General features: G+C 58.7%; 17 protein-coding genes. 5 read left to right on the top strand and 12 right to left on the bottom strand.

Annotated features, from left to right (window positions below):
• Positions 1-35: 35 nt before the first annotated feature.
• The 4 genes from hpnE to AB4Y89_RS02940 are packed head-to-tail and all read right to left on the bottom strand — an operon-like array spanning position 36 to position 4,268.
• On the bottom strand, positions 36-1,391 hold the full coding sequence (hpnE, locus tag AB4Y89_RS02955; protein ID WP_442299408.1) for a hydroxysqualene dehydroxylase HpnE: 1,356 nt from the start codon (positions 1,389-1,391) through the stop codon (positions 36-38).
• Complete coding sequence (locus AB4Y89_RS02950; protein WP_442299407.1) at positions 1,388-2,308, bottom strand: phytoene/squalene synthase family protein; 921 nt, start codon at positions 2,306-2,308, stop codon at positions 1,388-1,390. Before AB4Y89_RS02950 ends, hpnE begins: the two co-directional genes overlap by 4 nt.
• A complete protein-coding gene (hpnC, locus tag AB4Y89_RS02945; protein WP_442299406.1) occupies positions 2,305-3,207 on the bottom strand; it encodes a squalene synthase HpnC in 903 nt (300 codons plus the stop codon). Before hpnC ends, AB4Y89_RS02950 begins: the two co-directional genes overlap by 4 nt.
• Positions 3,201-4,268 (bottom strand): zinc-dependent alcohol dehydrogenase, encoded by a 1,068-nt coding sequence (locus AB4Y89_RS02940; RefSeq protein ID WP_442299405.1) that lies wholly within the window; start codon positions 4,266-4,268, stop codon positions 3,201-3,203. The genes hpnC and AB4Y89_RS02940 overlap by 7 nt, the downstream gene beginning before the upstream one ends.
• Positions 4,269-4,393: 125 nt before the next feature.
• On the opposite strand from AB4Y89_RS02940, the gene AB4Y89_RS02935 reads away from it, so the two are divergent.
• Genes AB4Y89_RS02935 through AB4Y89_RS02925 form a run of 3 tightly spaced genes read left to right on the top strand, consistent with a single transcriptional unit; the run spans position 4,394 to position 6,954 of the window.
• Positions 4,394-5,173 (top strand): MlaE family ABC transporter permease, encoded by a 780-nt coding sequence (locus AB4Y89_RS02935; protein ID WP_442299859.1) that lies wholly within the window; start codon positions 4,394-4,396, stop codon positions 5,171-5,173.
• Positions 5,174-6,007: an ABC transporter ATP-binding protein gene (locus tag AB4Y89_RS02930; RefSeq protein WP_442299404.1), complete on the top strand. Its 834-nt coding sequence runs from the start codon at positions 5,174-5,176 to the stop codon at positions 6,005-6,007.
• Complete coding sequence (locus AB4Y89_RS02925; RefSeq protein WP_442299403.1) at positions 5,983-6,954, top strand: TIGR01777 family oxidoreductase; 972 nt, start codon at positions 5,983-5,985, stop codon at positions 6,952-6,954. The genes AB4Y89_RS02930 and AB4Y89_RS02925 overlap by 25 nt, the downstream gene beginning before the upstream one ends.
• A 164-nt stretch (positions 6,955-7,118) precedes the next feature.
• Here AB4Y89_RS02925 and AB4Y89_RS02920 read toward each other — a convergent pair whose 3' ends face one another.
• Positions 7,119-7,865: a dienelactone hydrolase family protein gene (locus AB4Y89_RS02920; RefSeq protein WP_442299402.1), complete on the bottom strand. Its 747-nt coding sequence runs from the start codon at positions 7,863-7,865 to the stop codon at positions 7,119-7,121.
• A 68-nt stretch (positions 7,866-7,933) separates the two neighbouring features.
• Here AB4Y89_RS02920 and AB4Y89_RS02915 point away from each other — a divergent pair, with 68 nt between their 5' ends.
• Together AB4Y89_RS02915 and AB4Y89_RS02910 are read left to right on the top strand one after the other, a co-directional pair.
• The gene (locus tag AB4Y89_RS02915) at positions 7,934-8,344 is read left to right on the top strand and encodes a hypothetical protein (RefSeq protein WP_442299401.1); all 411 of its coding nucleotides are present in this window, start codon (positions 7,934-7,936) and stop codon (positions 8,342-8,344) included.
• A complete protein-coding gene (locus AB4Y89_RS02910) occupies positions 8,344-9,141 on the top strand; it encodes a hypothetical protein (protein WP_442299400.1) in 798 nt (265 codons plus the stop codon). Before AB4Y89_RS02915 ends, AB4Y89_RS02910 begins: the two co-directional genes overlap by 1 nt.
• A 46-nt stretch (positions 9,142-9,187) precedes the next feature.
• On the opposite strand, the gene pnp is transcribed toward AB4Y89_RS02910, so the two are convergent.
• The 7 genes from pnp to flgM form a co-directional block, all read right to left on the bottom strand.
• Positions 9,188-11,674 carry a polyribonucleotide nucleotidyltransferase gene (pnp, locus tag AB4Y89_RS02905; RefSeq protein WP_442299399.1) on the bottom strand — a complete coding sequence of 829 codons (2,487 nt, stop codon included), beginning with the start codon at positions 11,672-11,674 and terminating at the stop codon, positions 9,188-9,190.
• A 330-nt stretch (positions 11,675-12,004) separates the two neighbouring features.
• Positions 12,005-12,271 (bottom strand): 30S ribosomal protein S15, encoded by a 267-nt coding sequence (gene rpsO / locus AB4Y89_RS02900; protein WP_147648515.1) that lies wholly within the window; start codon positions 12,269-12,271, stop codon positions 12,005-12,007.
• 102 nt (positions 12,272-12,373) lie between these two features.
• Positions 12,374-13,528 (bottom strand): endo-1,4-beta-xylanase, encoded by a 1,155-nt coding sequence (locus AB4Y89_RS02895; RefSeq protein ID WP_442299398.1) that lies wholly within the window; start codon positions 13,526-13,528, stop codon positions 12,374-12,376.
• A complete protein-coding gene (locus tag AB4Y89_RS02890; protein WP_147648517.1) occupies positions 13,525-13,755 on the bottom strand; it encodes a hypothetical protein in 231 nt (76 codons plus the stop codon). The genes AB4Y89_RS02895 and AB4Y89_RS02890 overlap by 4 nt, the downstream gene beginning before the upstream one ends.
• Positions 13,756-13,794: 39 nt before the next feature.
• On the bottom strand, positions 13,795-14,646 hold the full coding sequence (locus tag AB4Y89_RS02885; protein ID WP_442299397.1) for a flagellin N-terminal helical domain-containing protein: 852 nt from the start codon (positions 14,644-14,646) through the stop codon (positions 13,795-13,797).
• Positions 14,647-14,658: 12 nt separating this feature from the next.
• Positions 14,659-15,981 (bottom strand): flagellar hook-associated protein FlgK, encoded by a 1,323-nt coding sequence (flgK, locus tag AB4Y89_RS02880; RefSeq protein ID WP_442299396.1) that lies wholly within the window; start codon positions 15,979-15,981, stop codon positions 14,659-14,661.
• A 7-nt stretch (positions 15,982-15,988) separates the two neighbouring features.
• Positions 15,989-16,285, bottom strand: a complete 297-nt coding sequence (gene flgM / locus AB4Y89_RS02875; RefSeq protein ID WP_442299395.1) for a flagellar biosynthesis anti-sigma factor FlgM — start codon at positions 16,283-16,285, stop codon at positions 15,989-15,991.

Here is a 16,285-nt window from a genome sequence, read left to right as displayed (position 1 = left end):
TCCGGTTGCTGGCATGTGAACGCCACGTGAAAACGCTAAAAACCCCCAAGAATCCACGGCATAATTCCGTCGGCTGGAAGATCGGGCTCAAGGTTTACACGCTCCGTAATCGATGACGCAGCCAACAACCCGCTGCGGACAGCGCCCTCCATCGTAGAGGGCCAGCCTGTCTTCGTCCAGTCCCCTGCAAGAAAAATTCCTGGGCGGCCGCTCTCCCCCTGGGAGGGGCGGTAGCGGTCGAGCCCAGGCAGCACCGAAAAGGTGGCCCGGGCCTCTTTCAATACCCCGGTTTTGAGCAACCGGGTCGTTTTCGTCTTCGGGAAAAATAGAGCTAACTCATTGATTGCGCTTTGGATAATCTCATCCCGCTCCTGCTTGAGCTGCCGGTGGGAAGCGCTGATGACAAGCTCCGTATAGCTGCCACGCGAGGCGTCGTATCCCCGGATGCGGGACTTATGGAAGATCCATTCGATGGTGGTATCGAGCAGGACCGCATGGTCCAGGTCCGTGATCTCGTTCTCCCACCAGAGATGGACCGTCGTAATGGGCGCATGAACGAAGTGCGTAATCGTTGACGTAAGCTCTGGGAGCAGCTTCACCGCCTGTTCGAAGGGGAGAGCGGCGATCACCTGTCTGGCCTGAAAGACCCCGGCTGTGGTTTGCAGCGTAAAGCCAGTGGTGGAGTCTCCGGAGATACTCTCAACGCTCGCCCGCAGCACGAACTCCGCGCCCTGTTCCTCCGCTGCCCGGGCTACCTCGCCATAGAACGCGCTCAGCGGAAGCATGGGAATACCGAGCCGCCCGGCGGTGGACGCCTTCAGGAAGGACTCATGGAAGACCTGTCCGGCGTACCTCAGCGAACAGTTCTCGAAACGGTCGTTCAGCGCACCGATGATGACCGGAGCCCAGAAGTGCTTGATAGCCCGCTCCGTCTGGCCCGTACGCTTCAACCAGCTCGCGAAGCTCTCCGTATCGTCCGTTGGATACCCTCGTAGGAACTGGAGCAGTCCCCGCACGATGGCTGCCTTATCGGCAACACCGAGCATTGGCGCCGTCAAAAAGCTCAGGCTGTTGTGCCCCGGCGCCGGCAGACCGCTGGGACCAATGCGGCTGGCGCGCCCGCCCGGCTCCAGGAATGTCAGATCGTCATACCAGCGAATCTTGTCTCCCAGCCCTGCCGCCTTGCAGAGAGCGACAAGATTCGTACAGCAACCGAGCATGACATGCTGACAGTCAATGACCTCGTTCAGAGCGGGATGCTCGTAGGAGTACGCCCGTCCACCGATGTATGGACGACGCTCCAACACCTGCACGGAGATTCCCTGCATTGCGAGCGCGTGCGCAGCCGTCAGGCCGGCGAGTCCTCCGCCGACAATAATGACGTCTTTCATCGCGCAACCACCCGGTTCCACAGGGTCATCCCCATGCCCTGCCCCAGCACCCGAAGCTTGGTGGCCGTCGGCACAGAGACACGCTCGGAGAAGACATCGAACTCCATCCTCTCGATACGTTCCAGCAGCATGCGATAGATCTTTGCCAGCACCCACATCGCTGCCCTGCTGTCACGATCAAGCATCGGAATCAGACGATCTGAGGCGAAATACATTGCCCTTGCCTTTGCGGCAAGGCTCAGCAGGACAGGACGCAGACGCTGTGGATCGCCCTGAACAACATCGGCGGGCGCGAGTCCCGCTGCCTGCAACTCATCCAGAGGAAGATAGATGCGGCCCCGCTCGCCATCTTCTTTCACATCGCGCAGGATATTCGTTACCTGGAAGGCCAGGCCTGTTTCTTCCGCAAGCTTTTCAGCCTCCGCTCCGTGGTACCCGAAGATGCGGATGCATACCAGGCCGACAACACTGGCGACGAGATAGCAGTAGTCGTACAACGATGTGATCGACTCATAAACCTCATACGGCTTGCCGTCGATCTCAAGAATGCGTACACCGGGCTTCGTCTCCTGAATGTCCAGCGTGGTGCCCTGTACCAGCTTCTCCAGCAGATCGTCGGGAATCTGAAAACGGCGCTGCGCATCGTTCAAAGCGACAAAAACAGCGTCATCCGTTGGTGCGCCGGCGCGGGCATGACGCCAGTCATCAAGCCAGACAGCCATCCGCTGCCGGCGTTCCGGGATGCTCAGGCTCTCATCGTCCGCCAGGTCGTCTGCCTTGCGCATGAAGGCATACACCGCGCACATGGCATTGGATTTGTGCGGCGGTAACGCGACGAAGGAATAGTAGAAGTTCTTCGCCTCCCGCTTTGCAATGGCCCGGCACTGCGTATAGGCCTGCTCTACAGAGATACTCACGCGACCATCTTCTCCACAAATGCGCGGCCCAATAGCTTTACCTTGGCCGCCTTGGTCACCACCGGACGCCGTGTGAGCGTGTCATATCCCTGAGATTCAATCGCGTTCAGGATGCTCTCTCCACCGCGGCGGAAAAGACGCAAGGTCACGGCGAGTTGCTTCTCCACACCACGCTCGAGGGCTGCTCCCTCGTTAAACATCGCGCGTGTCTCAGCGACAAGACCGCGCATCATCTCCCGGAACTGCGGTGTGACGCGGCGAGCCGCAATCTGCTCTTCCGTTACGCCGAAGCGCACCATCCAGTCCTGCGGCAGGTAGACACGTCCACGGTCCCAGTCTTCGCCGACATCCTGCCAGAAGTTCGCCAACTGCAGCGCGGTACAGATCCTGTCCGAGAGCAGATTCAGGGATTCGTCGTGATAACCGCAGGTATGCAGGATCATGCGGCCAACGGGGTTCGCGGAATACACCGAGTACTCCTCCAGCTCGGCGATCGAGGCATGCCGGGTCTTGGTCTGATCTGCCTTGAAGGCCGCCAGAAGATCCAGGAACGGCTGCATGGGAATCTTCCGCTCGCGTATGGTCTCGGTCAGCGCAACAAAGATGGGATGCTTCGTCTGCTCGGGAGCCTCATAGCACTCGCGCAGCAGTACACCCCACTCTTCGAGCAGGCGCATACCGATCTCCGGAGTGGCGACCTCATCTCCAAGGTCGTCCGAGGCACGGCAGTAGGAGTAAAGCGCCTCGAAGTCAGTCTTGAACTCCTTCGGCAGGAACCACGTCACGACGTGAAAGTTCTCGTAGTGGCTGGTCGCCAGGTTATGGCACCACGCACGTGCTTCTTCCACCGTTGGGCGCGCTGCGGGCATGACGTACTGGGCTGGAGCGCCTTCTAACATGACACTCCTTCTGGAAAGACGGCCGTCTTGATGTCTTTCACTCCCTCAGCAGAACGCACCATCATCTTGCGGAAGATCTCCGGAACGTCTGCCAGACCGGCGCGGCCCGTAATGTATTCGGCACACTTGAAACGCCCGCTCTTGATCAGCTCGAAGGCAGTCCTGGATGTGGCCGGGGTGTGATGGAAACTCGCCTTCAGCGTGATGTCGCCATAGTGCAGGCGGTTCGTGTCGAGCTGTACCTTTGTTCCGCTGGGAGGACCGCCAAAGAAGTTAACTGTACCGCCCTTGCGGACCATATCAACGGCCCACTCCCAGGTCATTGCCGTCGCTACCGCTTCAATGGCAATGTCCACGCCACGACTTCCGGGCGTCAGCTTGCGGACCTCTGCGATGGCGTCGACCCCGTGAGCAATCTGGACGACGTGCCGCGCTCCGAAGACCTTCGCGGTTTCGATCTGATCATCGCGTTTGACGACAGCAATCACCTCAACGCCGGCAATGTCCGCCGCATGCATAAACATCAGACCAATGGGACCGGCGCCGATCACCACCATGGAGTCGCCCAGCTTCGCATTCGACTCTTCCAGGCCGCGGATCACACAGGCCAGAGGCTCAGTCAACGCCGCGTACTCAAACGGCAGACTCTCGGGAACCGGAAGGGTATTCTTCGCAACGATACGAGCCGGAATGCGGATGTACTCCGCATAGGCTCCGTTGTTGAAGAGGAGGTCTTCGCAAAGGTTCTGCTGCGCCTTCATGCACCAGTAACACTGGTCGCACGGAGCCGAGTTCAAAGCCACAACCCGGTCGCCAATCTTGAACTTCGCACCCTCGCCGGCCTCCACCACGGTTCCGGCAAGCTCGTGCCCGAACGGAATAGGCGGCTTCAGCATCATGGCATGGTAGCCACGACGATAGACCTTGAGGTCCGTACCGCAGGTTAAGGCAGCTCCAACACGAACAACAATCTCTCCCGGGCCAGCCGTGGGGCGGTCTACCGTTTCGAGACGCAAATCTTCCTTGCCGTACAGCACGGCAGCTTGCATGGTGTCAGCCATCTCCTTATTTTCTCATCCTGCACCCAAGGGTGTGCGACCCTATGCACAATCCCTTAAGCCAAATCTTATCGAGCTGCATCTAAACGACAGCAGCAGTACGAGATAATTCCAGCAAGAGCATGCCAATTCCGCTACCGTCTCCCACTGCGTGGGTCAAATCCAAACTCCTGGCGCTCCAGGAGTACTCTCTGCTGGCCGGACGTGCCTTCCGCTCGCTGTTGACCCCGCCTATCTACTGGGGAGACATCTTCCAGCAGATGGACCTGATCGGTGTTGGCTCCTTGCCGATTGTTGTCTTGACCGGCTTCTTCACGGGTTGCGTGCTGGCTCTGCAGGCGGCGACTGCGTTGCAGGAGTTCGGCGCGGTCAGTAAGACCGGCAACCTGGTCGCTCTTTCTATGGTGAAGGAACTCGGCCCTGTGCTGACCGGACTGATGGTCTCTGGCCGTAATGCCTCCGGCATGGCATCCGAACTTGGCTCCATGCGTGTAACGGAACAGATTGATGCCATGCGCGCGCTCGGTGTCGATCCGGTACGCAAGCTGGTTGCTCCGCGCGTTCTGGCGACCGTCTTCATGCTCTTCTGGCTTTCTATCCTGTCTATGTGCATGGGTATCATGGGAGGCGGGCTGGTTGCAGTCTTCCTTCTGGGCCTGGATGGACACGCCTACTTCACTTCGACCTACTCGGCTCTGGTATGGGCCGACCTTTGGCAAGGGCTCACGAAACCGGTCTTCTTCGGCTTCATCATCTCGTCCATCGGCTGCTACTTCGGCATGCAGACGAAAGGCGGCACCCAGGGTGTGGGACGATCCACGACTGAGGCCGTAGTAGCCTCTTCCATTTTGATCATCGTTTCGGATTTCATTCTGACCCGGTTCTTGATCGGGATCCTGGGACGCTAGATGCCATCCATCAAAGAGACCGCGCTCAAGCATGGATTGCCTCCTGACGCTCCGGTTGTCTCCTTCGAGGACGTCTCCATCAGCTTCGAAGGCAACGAGGTATTGCGCAATGTCTCCTTTACCGTCATGCCCGGTGAGACCCGCATGTTGCTGGGCCCGGCGGGCGGTGGCAAATCTGTTCTGCTGAAGCTGGTTGATGGTCTTCTCAAGCCGGATTCGGGCCGCATCTTCGTCTTTGGAGAAGAGATCACGGCGATGCGGGAGCGGGATCTCTTCAAACTGCGTCGGCGTATCGGTATGGTCTTTCAGGAATCGGCTCTGTTCGACTCCATCAACGTCGAGGACAACGTCGCCTACCGCCTCAACGAAGAAGGCGTTGCCCCGGAAGAGGCTCATCGCCGCGTCGTGGAAGCGCTGGAATTCGTCGAACTGGGTCATGCCATTGAGAAGTTTCCCTCTGAGCTCTCCGGCGGTATGCGCCGGCGTGTCTCGATCGCCCGCGCCATCATTACCGGTCCGGACCTGATCCTCTACGATTCACCGACCGGCGGTCTGGACCCCATCACGTCAACAACCATCGTTGCCCTGGTGGCCAAGCAACGCGATGTCTCCCAAACGACATCATTGCTCATCACGCATCGCCTGCAGGACGCCTTTACCCTGGCCAAGCACTATTACGACCAGAAGGAACAGCGACTGGAGCTCCTGCCCGAAGGGGAGCTCGAAGAGAATACAAAGTTCCTCATCCTGAATGAGGGACGGGTCGTCTTCGACGGCACCACACTTGAACTCACGCATTCGGAAGACCCATGGATCAGGGAGTATCTCGCTTAGGCAAGGTCGTTCTCCTTGGCGGCTCCGGCCAGATTGGCCAGACCCTGGCTCGCCATTTTCATGGCCGAGGCATCGAGCTCATCAGCATCTCTCGTACTCCACATCCCGCGCCCTGGGCTACAGTAGCCTGGGACGGTAAGACCGTTGGGCGGTGGACCAAATGCCTTGAAGGGGCAGACGCGGTTATCAATCTCGCCGGTTCAAGCATCAATACCCGCTTCACCCCTGAACATCGCGCCCTGATCCTCGACAGCCGCCTCGATGCGACCAAGACAACGGCAGCGGCCATTCGCTCCCGCAGACGGCCACCACGTGTATGGCTTAACGCTTCCGCTGTCGATATCTACCCACACTCTCTTGCTCCTACTCCCGAGACCACCATCAGCGGATATCAAGATACGGGAGCGATGGACAGCACAACTCCCGAATCATGGCGGTTCCTTTCAGAAGTCGTGTGGCGATGGGAGGAAACATTTCGAACGGAACAGGTACCGGGCACGCGCAAGGTGGCGTTACGCACCACGTTGATGCTCTCTCCGGACCGGGGCGGCGTCTTTAGGCTGTTGTCGACGCTGGCACGATTCGGTCTTGGGGGACCGCAGGGATCCGGGGAGCAATTCATCTCGTGGATGCACCACGCCGACTATGCCCGGGCTGTGGAGTTCCTGATCGAACGAGAGGACATCGCAGGTCCTGTGAATATCACCAGTCCACAGCCGCTGCCGAATCTCGAGTTCATGCGCTTGCTGCGGCAAGCTGTTCGCATGCCCATCGGCCTGCCTGCGCCCGCTTTTGGAATTCAGCTCAGTTCCCTTCTATTACGGACGGAACCGGTGCTGGTTCTGAAGTCACGATGCAGCGTGCCGACGGTATTGCAGCAACACGGATTCACATGGAGCTTTCCGGACTGGCCAGGAGCTGTGCAGGATCTGCTCTTGAGTCATTGAATGATTGAAGAAGTGAATGATTGAATAACGTTCGAGCTTCGTGGCCAAAAAATGTCCAGCAGAAAAGCGGATTTCTCCGCTCCCTTTGGTCGCTGCGAAATGACAAGAAAAAAGGCGGTTCAAGCTACGCTCGGACCGCCCAATCGCGATGAACCGTAGATCTCCTAACCACCCACTGCCACACGGCGATGGAAGAGCTCGAGCGCCATCCCATAACCCCAGCGTGCCAGAGCGGGATCATAGCGAGGCCCCTCGTCTCGAAGGAAGGCATGTGCTCCATTCACTTCGTGCCAGGTAAAGTTCAGGTTGAGCTCATCCAGACGCGCAAGAATCTTTCTCCGGCCCTCGAGTGGGACATGCGGATCCTGCCGTCCCCAGATCATCAAGAGCTCGCCTTTGACCTCGGCCGCACGCGCCAAAGAATCATCTCCGCTTACGCTTAGCGATCCTTTATGAATATCCGTTCCGTAGAAACAGACTGTCGCCAGCACATCCGGATTCATGGCCGCGCGAAACGCAAGGTGACCGCCAATGCAGATGCCCATGACGCCCAGCCGTCCGGTGCAGTCCGGACGCTGCTTCAGATGATCGAGCACCGCACGCGCATCCCCGTCATAGCCCGCCAGCGTCTTTGTCGTCTTCAGTGCATTGCCTCGATCGCTTCCGGCCTGGTCATAACCCAGCACCGTCCCTGCGGTCTCAAACTCGTGATAGATCTCCGGAATGGCGACGATATACCCATGTCCGGCAATCATGGCTGCGGTACGGCGGATGGGACCTGTTACCTGGAAGATCTCCGTATAGAAGAGAACGCCAGGATACTTGCCCTCTGCGGCCGGACGGAAGATATGTACCCGCATCGGACCGGTGGGGGTGGAGAGCTCTACGTGCTCATTTTCCAGAATCGTCATGCAGTCCACTATAGAAGAGAAAAGTTCAACTCGATCCTGAGAGCCGCCTCCGCTACACTGATGGTGCAATGGCTGCGAGCATGTATATCGTCGTGGAAGGAGAGGACCCCGGCTACGACATCTTTGTGAATGGACGGGCTCTAGCCCGTCACGAGGATGCCATCGAGAAGCTGGCGCTCCGTCTGAATGTAAAGCCCCTGATCGAGTTCTTCTCGGCCGATGAGAACTCCATGGCGCTGCTGATCGAAGAGGGCGCCGGCAATCCCGAGCTTCTGAGGCGCATGCCTCCAACCCAATGGTATGCACCGGCGGATGGCCTGCTGACTGTGCAGGCATTGCTTGATGACCTGCGCAAGGAACCACAGCTTCTTGGGTCTGAGACATCAATCGTGCTCGCTGAACTGGAAGAGTACGAGACCGTACTGCTTAAAGCAGCCGTACGCGGTCACCGCTGGCATCTTGCTGTCAGTTGGCGCTGATGCGGCAGATCGCGGCGTTGCTGCTGCTCTGCCTTCTGTGGGGTATGGAGTGGCTACGCGAGCTCCTGGTATTACCGGCGACGTCATCTACATTACGCGCAGCAATTATCTGTACTCTCGGCGCACTCCTGTATTCCTTTTCCCCTTTAGAACGCAGCATCAGCCGTCGTGGCATCGTCTCCGCGTTGGGGCTTTTTGCGCTTCCCTTATTACTGCAGCAGGCGGCGCATCTCTCCGGATACACCAGTGCCGCACTCTGGACTCTCACACCCGTGTTGATCGTAGTCGTATGTGGAGCGCAGTCTACGGGCCTGCGGCAGGAAATGTTAATCGTCGCGCTCGCTGGGGTTGCCGGAACATTACTCATCCTTCCCTTTCAATTCCCTGCGTCTCCCTCCGATGGAGTTCACTGGCTACTCCTTCTTACCGGCATTGCCAGCGCAGCCGTCGCTTCAGTCATGGCGCCGGCCGCAGCGGGATTCAGAACTACCGGACTGTTGAGCGCTGCCGCCGTTCTTTGGATCGCAACCATCGCACGTGGACCGATCTTCCTTTCGCTGCCTGAGTTGCTTTGGATCGCCTGTATCGATCTGCCGGCAATGTTCCTGCTTCTCTGGCTATTGCCGCAGATGCGTCCGGAAGCTTTGAGTACACGCTACCTTCTGCCCATGGCCATCTCGATCCTGACCAGCTGGGTCGCTCTTCATCAACAGATGACGCTCCGCTTTGCCGGCGGGGTTCTTCTGCTGCTGGTGTCTTCCGCAGGCCTCATATTGCTGTCGCGACGCACGGCTTAAAACGAAACCGGACTGCTGTAGCAGTCCGGTTTCGTCTTGTTATGCCTTAGGCAGGGCGATTGCCGCCACCCTGCTGTCCGCCAGCCGGTCCACCGGGACGACGTCCACCACGGCGACGACGACGACCACGGCCACCATCACGCTTCTGCTGTCCCTGTCCGGCACCCTGGACGAAACCTCCGGGCACGTCAGCGCGGTTGAAGTTCTCATCACCGCCTTCAACGGCTTCACCGCCTTCGCCACCTTCACCGTCGAAGTCGTCATCGCCTTCCTCGTCGTCCTCGTCGAATTCGTCGCCACCCTCAATGGTGATGGTGGGCTCATTCGACGGCTGACGCTCGGGGCGCGGAGCACGCGGTCCACGGTCGCCACGGTCGCTCTTGCCACCCTCCTGCCCGCTCTTACCACCTTCTTGCGGAGCAACAGGAGGCAGACCGAGCTTCTCACGCTGTTCACGAAGAACAGCCTTGCGGGAGAGCTTGATGCGGTTGCCTTCAATGCCCAGGACCTTGACCAGGACCTGATCGCCTTCACGCAGCTCGTCTTTCACGTCCTTCACGCGGTGCTCTGCGATCTCGGAGACGTGCAGCAGGCCGTCGGTTCCGGGGAAGATCTCGACAAAGGCGCCGAACTCCGCCAGACGAACAACCTTRCCCAGGTAGGTCTTGCCAACTTCGGGCACTGCCGTCAGATCGCTGATCATCTGGATGGCGCGATCCAACCCATCGCGGTCCGAGGAAGCTACATTGACGCGGCCCGAATCGTCGACGTCAATCTTCACACCCGTGGCCTCGATGATGCCGCGGATCACCTTGCCGCCCGGTCCGATCAGATCGCGGATCTTGTCGGTCGGAATCTGCATGGTGTGGATACGCGGAGCGTAAGCCGAAGGCTTCTCGCTCGGAGTAGCAATAACGGCGTCCATCTTGTCCAGCAAGAAGAGACGGGCAACACGTGCCTGCTCCAGGGCTTCACGCATGATCTGCGCGGTGATGCCCATGATCTTGATGTCCATCTGGAGAGCGGTAATACCGTTGCGGGTACCGGCCACCTTGAAGTCCATATCGCCATAGTGGTCTTCCGCACCAGCGATGTCAGTCAGAACGGCGTACTTATCGCCTTCCTTCACCAGGCCCATCGCGATACCCGCGACAGCGGCCTTCAGCTTGATGCCGGCGTGCATCAAGGCAAGCGACGCACCGCAGACCGTTGCCATGGAAGACGAACCATTCGACTCCAGGATGTCCGAAACGACACGCAGCACATAGGGCGACTCCGCCTCAGAGGGCAGAACCGCCTCGATGGCACGCGACGCCAGGGCGCCGTGGCCGATCTCACGGCGGCCAACGCCGGTCATACGGCCAACTTCACCGACCGAGAACGGCGGGAAATTGTAGTGCAGCATGAAGGTCTTCTTCTGCTCACCGATGTAGGTCTCGAGGCGCTGTGCATCATCACCGGTACCGAGTGTGGCAGTCACGAGGGCCTGTGTCTCACCACGGGTAAACAGCGCCGAACCGTGGGTGCGGGGAAGAACGCCAACCTCGATGTCGATCTGGCGGATCTGATCGAAGGCGCGGCGATCCGGACGGATACGCTCATCGAGCACCTGCTCACGGAAGGTGTTCTCGCGCAGCAGCTCGTAGTACTTCGAAAGCTTCTTCGGAGCATCGGGCTCATCGGCTGGAAGAGCGGCCTTCAGCTCGTCCTTGATCTCCTTGACCTTGGCATAGCTGTCGATCTTCGCGTACTTCTGCGTGTCGAGTGCATCCTTCAGGCGGTCGCCCACCCTGGACTTCAACTCGTTGTAATAGGTCTCGTCTTTCTCGACGGCGGCAACAGCGCGCTTGGTCTTGCCGGCCTTCTCTACCAGTTCGTTGATCGCAGCAACGATCTTCTTGACCTCACTGTGACCGAACTCAATTGCGTCGACTACCTTATCCTCGGCAACTTCCTTGGCTCCGGACTCGACCATCACGATGCCGTCGTTGGTGCCGACGACCATGATGTTGAGGAGGCTCTTCTCCTTCTCCTGATAGGTCGGGTTGACGACAAACTGGTCGTCGATCAGACCGACACGAACTGCGCCGACCGGACCGGAAAATGGGATGTCCGACAGCGCCAGGGCGCAGGATGCCGCATTGATGGCGACGACGTCAGGATCGTTTTCCTTGTCTGCGGAATAAACGAAGCCAACCACCTGCGTCTCATTGCGGAAGCCTTCCGGGAACAGCGGACGGATGGGACGATCGATCTGGCGTGCAGTGAGAATCTCCTTCTCCGAAGGACGGCCCTCACGCTTGATAAAGCCGCCGGGAATACGTCCACCGGCATAGGTAAACTCGCGATACTCAACGGTGAGCGGGAAGAAATCAATACCTTCCTTTGGCTCCGGGCTGGCAACAGCCGTGCCGAGGACTACGGTATCGCCGCTGGTCGTCAGCGCAGCGCCTGAGGCCTGCTTCGCAATCCGTCCCGTCTCAAATGTAATTCGCTTGCCGCCGGCAAGCTCAACAGTCACTTCCTGTTTCATCTAGTGTTCTCTCTTTCTTTCTCTTCTGTCTTCGTCTCGAAACCTGGTGTTGTGCGTCTGTCAGACACACGACTGCAAAGACATGGCGGGCCATTGGCGGCGGCCATGCAATACAGCAAATTTGGGTTGGGGATGCCCTGACAGAGGCGCGCCTGGCTGTTCAGCTACCATCGCGCCTGTCATTACCGCGCGCTCCAGAGGGGCGGAAAAGCATAAACGGCTGCTGAAGTCCGCATAGCGGACCCCGCAGCCGTATATGGAAATTTCGTGCGCGTGGGCATAGTTACTCGTGCCGCGTAAAGCTCAACCGGAAGCAGATGATGAATCCGCTTACTTACGGATGCCCAGCTTGCCGATCACTTCGCGGTAGCGGTCAGAGTCGTTCTTCTTGAGGTAGTCCAGCAGGCGACGGCGCTTGCTGACAAGCATCAGCAGGCCGCGACGGGAGCCATGGTCCTTCTTATGGGTCTTGAAGTGCTCCGTCAGCTCGCCGATCCGCTCGCTCAGAATCGCAATCTGGACCTCGGGGCTACCAGTATCCGAATCATGCGTGCGGAATTTGGTGATAATTTCTGTCTTCTTGGCAGGTGCTAACACGGGATTACGTTGCTCCTCTACTTCTCTTCTCTTAAATTCACTCGTCTAGTGTCTTCTGTAGGATACCATTCTTGCCTTTGCCGGGCAATTTACCGGGCAGTCCTATAGACCAGGCTTTGACGGCGTCGAACGCGCTTCCATCGCCGCCCTCGCCGCATAAAATGCCTCCTTCGGGCGAAGATTCCGATCGAAAAGCAGCGGACGCGTCTGATCGTCACGTCCATTTTCATACCGCAACCAGCTCTGGCCGTCATCGACCCCCCAGAACAGGACCGCCGTGACAGCCCTCTCTTCCAGCGCCATCGCCAGAAAACGGCTGTAGGTCTGGGCGACCTCCACATCCTGCCTTCCAGGAGTCCGGTCCGCCTCCCGGTCGTTGACATCCATCTCACTCAGGAAGATCTGGAGCCCCATCTCACGCACCCGCTCCATAAACCGCTGCAACCCAAGACCATAGCTGTACATAGGCCGGGCTGAAATATGGCACTGAATCCCGACCGCATCGAGAGGCACACGTCTCGCCTTTAGCCGCCGCAACAGGAGCAGGACAGCACTGCGCTTTTGTTCCGCGTCGTAGGTCTCGCTCTCCAGACCATAGTCGTTGTAGCTCAGAAGCGCCGCCGGGTCCGCCGCACGCGCTGCCTGAAAGGCCACTTCGATATAGTCCGGCCCCACCATTCGAAGCCAGAACGAGTTCCGCAGGCCGTCAGGGCGATTGTCCTTTACTTCGACGGCCTCATTCACAACGTCCCAGGAGTGCATTCTCCCCGTATATCGGCCCGCAACTGCCTGAATATGTTCGGTCAGTTGCCGGCGGGCCTCCTGCGCAGAATCGATCGCCTCCACCCACGACGGCAGCGAACGATGCCAGCACAGCGTGTGTCCGCGTAGACGAATCCGGTTCTGCTCCGCAAAGGTAAGCAATGCATCCGCCTGCTCGAACGAATACTGACCGCGTGTGGGCCGCAGTGCGCCCCACTTCATCGCATTTTCAGGAACAATCAGGCTGGCCTGGTCACGCACTACGGCTACGTAGTGGGGGTCCTGCAACAGTTTCGGATCCACGGCGAATCCGGTCAAAAGACGATGTTCTGCGGCAACGGAGCGCAGGGACCACTGCCCTGTAATCTCGCGGGTAGGAGCCTGTTTCGGAGCCGGAGCAGGCGTCTTCTTCCCGCAACCGATCAATGGAGCAAGACCTGCACCCGCGGCGGAAAGAAGACCATACCGCAACAAGTCGCGGCGAGGCAGATTCATTCTCCGCCCCGCTTTCCTGCCAGATCGCGAATCTCGCCGGTCCAGCGCAGAAAGCGCATCAATTGACCACGTTCCCGCCAGGCAAACCGGAAGAAATCCGATGCAGTAATCTGCTCTGCCTTCAACCCGGAATAGGTTTCAAGACGCCAGCGCAGGTAAGGAGAGTTCCACGGCCGCAGCCGGTGGCCCTTCGTCGCATTCCAAAGAAACAGCAGCCCACCAAACATTCCGCTGTCAGTATAGGGCGAGGGCGTGCCCTATGTGCCCTATGAAAGAAAGTCGAAGAGATTGGACTTGCCCAGAGAGGCAATCACACTTAGCAATGCCTTCTGCTGGGTTTGGGTGTTGCTCAGATCGGTGGCAATCTGGGCCGGGTCTGCGCTCAACAACTCCGTCTGCGAAATCGTAATCTCGGACTTACGCTGGCTGGCTGTGTCGCTGGCGCTCTGTATGGCAGAGAGCGAGTTTTCAAAGCCTGCGCGCTGCGTCGTCACCGTATTCAAAGCCGCCCCAAGCTTGCCTGTCGCCGTCATATCCCCGGAGGTAGCACCGGCAATGGCATCGTCCAGAGCGGTGAGAGCCTGAGAAAAGATATTCGATCCTGGCACATTCGTGGCGATCTTCTGCCCTGTCGGAGTGGTTACGTACTGGATCGAGCTGTCTCCGGAATAGGTTCCATTCGAGGCAAATGCGGGGGAGTCGGTAGCGCTGCCGGCAAAGAGATATTGCCCCTGGAAAGAGCTGTTCGCCATGGAAAGGACCGTGGACTTGATGTTCTGCAGTTGCTGCGCCACGGTCGCCTTCGCGTCGGCATTCAACGTTCCGTTGTTTGCCTGCGTCGACAGCGAAATCGCCTGGGTCAACTGCTGCACCACCGTGCTCAGAGCGCTGTCGGCTGTCTGCATACGGCCGGTGAGACCGGTCGCGGTATGGATAAACGTGTCGTTGAGGGAGAGCTCTGACTGCATACGGGCCGCACTACTGACCGCGACAGAGTCGTCTGACAACTGATTCACGCGCGATCCGCTCGAAAGCTGCTGCGTCAAGCGCTGTTCTGTTGCTGAAATCGCGTTCAGCGAGCCGGTAAGACCAGTGATGAAATTGGGATCGATACGCATATCATGCTGTCCTTAGGAGACCGTCGTTTCCTGTCCGAGGTTGATCGCTTCCGCCATCAGTTTGTCCGCAACCGCGAAGATACGCGCATTGGCTTGATAGGCCTTCTGGTACATCGTCAGGTTGGCTGCCTCTTCGTCCAGCGACACTCCGGAGACTGCATTGCGCTGTGACTGGATCTGCGTCAGCGTTGCATTCTGAGCCGTATTGTCCGTGGAGGCCGCACTTGCCTGCGCACCGATCTCGGACAACATTGCCGCGAGAAAGTCTCCGCCGGTCTCTCCATTGGTGTTCTTTGCATCCTTCAGCGCAGCCAACGCGGAGGCGTTTCCACTGCCTCCTGAACCTTCTCCCGAAGCCGCAGCAGCAATCCCTGATGGACTGGTCATCACGACCTTGATATTTGCCGCAAACCCTGTAGCGCTCGACGGTGACGAAAAGATCGCTCCACCGCTGCTGCCGTTTGCATCCACACCTGCAGCATTCTGGGTATTGACGGCATTCGCTACGCTCGTAGCGAGCTGGTCCAGAGCGGTGCGGGCGGTTGCCAGGGCTCCGTCGCGTACGGCTACCATTCCGCCAATCTGTCCACCGGTAAGACCAGCGGTCGAGGAAGTATCGAATGCATACGAAGATGCGCCGCTGACAAGAACTGCACCGTTACTCGCGGTCACGGTCACAGCAGCGTTGTCCGTATTGGGGGTGACGGAAACGCCCAGATAATTGGAAAGCTGGGTGATAGCCTGCTGCCGCTGCTCACTAATAGAGCCGTCAGTATCTCTGCCTTCAAGGATCTGCTGATTGAGGCCGGCGATCGTCTTGCTCAGGCTGTTGATGTTGGTAGCAATGCCACCGATCTGTGTGTTGATTCCAGAGATCTGCTGATCCAGTTGATTCGCCGCCGAGTTCGTCGCCGAAGCGAACGATCCGGCCGCGGATAATACCGCCTGGCGTGTCGCAACATCCGAAGGATTGGCCTCAAGGCTGGCAAACGAGGTCCATAAGCCATCCAGGGCGCCTCCAAGAGCCGTGCTTCCGCTGCTGTTAACCGGAAAGACGTTCTGGAGATCGTTCAGCGCCGACAGCTTCGAATTGGCCGCCTGCGCCACATGCGTCTGGTCAGCCAGGCGCTGCTCCACGACGGGGTCGCGCTGCTGGGTCACGCTGACGTTGACAGCGGAGACCGATACGGAATCCTGAAAGGAAACTACGCGGCGTGTATAACCAGCAGTATTCTGGTTAGCCACATTCTGCGCGGTTACATTGAGCGCCTTCTGCGTCGAATCCAACGCCGAGCCGGCTAGCGACATCAATGAAGCCAGGCTTCCGATAGACATGAGTCTCCTATTTGAGCATCGACGAGATCAGCTTGTCAGCTACCGCGGTCGATGGCACGTTATAGCTGCCGTCGGCAATCGCCTTCTGCAGCGCGGCGACTTTCTCCATGCGCGTGTCGTCGCCATTGACAGCCTGGGCGAGTGCTCCCGCCGCGGGGCTAAGGGTTGTCTGATCCTGCTGGATGCTCTTGGCTTCTGTTGCGGACGCGGCCTTGGTGCTCCGTGCCACGCCACTTGTCTTCTCAATACCGAGGCCATTTACCAGGCTGCCGAGATTTCCAATTCCACTCGTTTCGTTTGCCAT

The organism is Terriglobus sp. 2YAB30_2 (assembly GCF_052114765.1).
GTDB lineage: Bacteria > Acidobacteriota > Terriglobia > Terriglobales > Acidobacteriaceae > Terriglobus.
This window is presented reverse-complemented; position numbering and strand designations above follow the sequence as displayed.